We start from the raw sequence: 1,390 nt of genomic DNA, 5'->3' as shown, positions 1-1,390 counted from the left end.
CACCAGTTCGGCACCCAGTGCCTTGAGCACCTTGCGGCGTTCGATGCTCATGGACGACGGCATGGTCAACATCAGCTTGTAGCCACGGGCGGCGGCCACGAAGGCCAGGCCGATGCCGGTATTGCCGGAGGTGGGTTCGACGATGGTCATGCCCGGCTTGAGTTTGCCGCTGCCCTCGGCATCCCAGATCATGTTCGCGCCGATCCGGCACTTGACCGAGTAGCCGGGGTTGCGCCCTTCGATCTTGGCCAGGATGGTCACACCACGCGGCGCAATGCGATTGATCTGCACCAGCGGCGTGTTGCCGATGGAGTGGGCGTTGTCAACGAAAATGCGGCTCATGGCTGGGTCCTTAACGACAGCATTGAAATAGGGCATCAAGGTAAGCCTCTTGCCCGCAGGCGTCCAGTCGGGGCGTACGTCCACGTATTACTGCAGTCAATGGCTTTGGATCGTCAGAGATTTGCCACCATGATACGTCGATACAGTTGGCCCCAGCGGCCCCTCATCGGCCTGATTGTGCTGCTGATAACACTACACATCGCCTTGCCCTGTCTGGTGCGCAACTACCAGGCATTCAATGCCCGCTACGAGCCCCCCCAAGCCGCAAGCCGGTCAAGTTTTACGAGTGACGGTGTAGCGGCCTGTTTCTTCGGCCGCCCGTGGAGCGTTCGCTTGCAACTGCAAGTAGTCCCAGCCCAGGCAGGCCAATGCCAAAGACCGGGGCACCGTTTCCCGGCCACGGCTGTAACGACTGATGCTGCGGGTGCTGACCCCCAACGCCTCGGCGGCCTGTGTGAGTGACAGCCCGGTGCGAGCACGCCAATCGATGAAGATCCGGGTATTTTCGTCGGAGGCATTTTGTGCGATCGCATCCAGGTACAACGTGTCTGCACCAATCTGGATGTCTTGCTCAGACCATTCGACGCACCAGCCATCATCACTCAGAGCCGCACCATCGAAAGCGCGTCCCTGCAATGGTTGCAAGCCTGGAAAGGCCAGCAAATCCCGGCTCAGGTCGACAGTCAGTTGCTGGCCGTCAATAAAGGTCAACGCCAGGCAGTACTCCGGTAGTGCCTGTACGGCCAGCAGTCGTGGTCGTTTCATGGGTAACATCGTTTCCAGTCCTCGAGCAGTTGCGCCTGATGGGCCCTGACCCAATCCAGTGCTTCCCTGATGATCAGGGGCGGAGCCCTGCCTGCCATCACCTCGACGGTTTCCAAGCTGAGCATGACGTCCAGGCCGCCACCGGTCAGGTGGACATGAGGCGGCGGATGATCCTTCTCGCGCAATTGAATGCGGTATGTGTCGCGAAATCGGTATTTAGTAGACATGCCCGGCAAGCTATCGCCAAAATGGCGATAGCTCAATACTGGCCACGCGCCGAGAC

At 59.7% G+C, this 1,390-nt stretch carries 3 protein-coding genes; all 3 read right to left on the bottom strand.

The annotated features are described in order from the left end of the window. Window positions 1–342 (bottom strand): pyridoxal-phosphate dependent enzyme (locus ACXRVY_RS29225; protein WP_458238985.1); only part of this gene is annotated, 342 nt, incomplete at its 3' end. Between the two features lie 273 nt (window positions 343–615). Then, on the bottom strand, window positions 616–1,116 hold the full coding sequence (locus ACXRVY_RS29220; protein ID WP_223462032.1) for a DUF2442 domain-containing protein: 501 nt from the start codon (window positions 1,114–1,116) through the stop codon (window positions 616–618). Beyond that, window positions 1,104–1,334: a DUF4160 domain-containing protein gene (locus ACXRVY_RS29215; RefSeq protein ID WP_223462147.1), complete on the bottom strand. Its 231-nt coding sequence runs from the start codon at window positions 1,332–1,334 to the stop codon at window positions 1,104–1,106. The genes ACXRVY_RS29220 and ACXRVY_RS29215 overlap by 13 nt, the downstream gene beginning before the upstream one ends. Window positions 1,335–1,390: the final 56 nt, after the last annotated feature.

The sequence above is a fragment of the Pseudomonas sp. P5_A2_2 genome (assembly GCF_054177685.1).
Note: the sequence above shows the minus strand (reverse complement) of the source record. Positions and strands in the feature narration are given on the sequence as shown.

Coding starts and splice junctions, on each gene's coding strand:
- ACXRVY_RS29220 (WP_223462032.1), bottom strand. CDS start 1,116: ATGTTACCCATGAAACGACCACGACTGCTGGCCGTACAGGCACTACCG.
- ACXRVY_RS29215 (WP_223462147.1), bottom strand. CDS start 1,334: ATGTCTACTAAATACCGATTTCGCGACACATACCGCATTCAATTGCGC.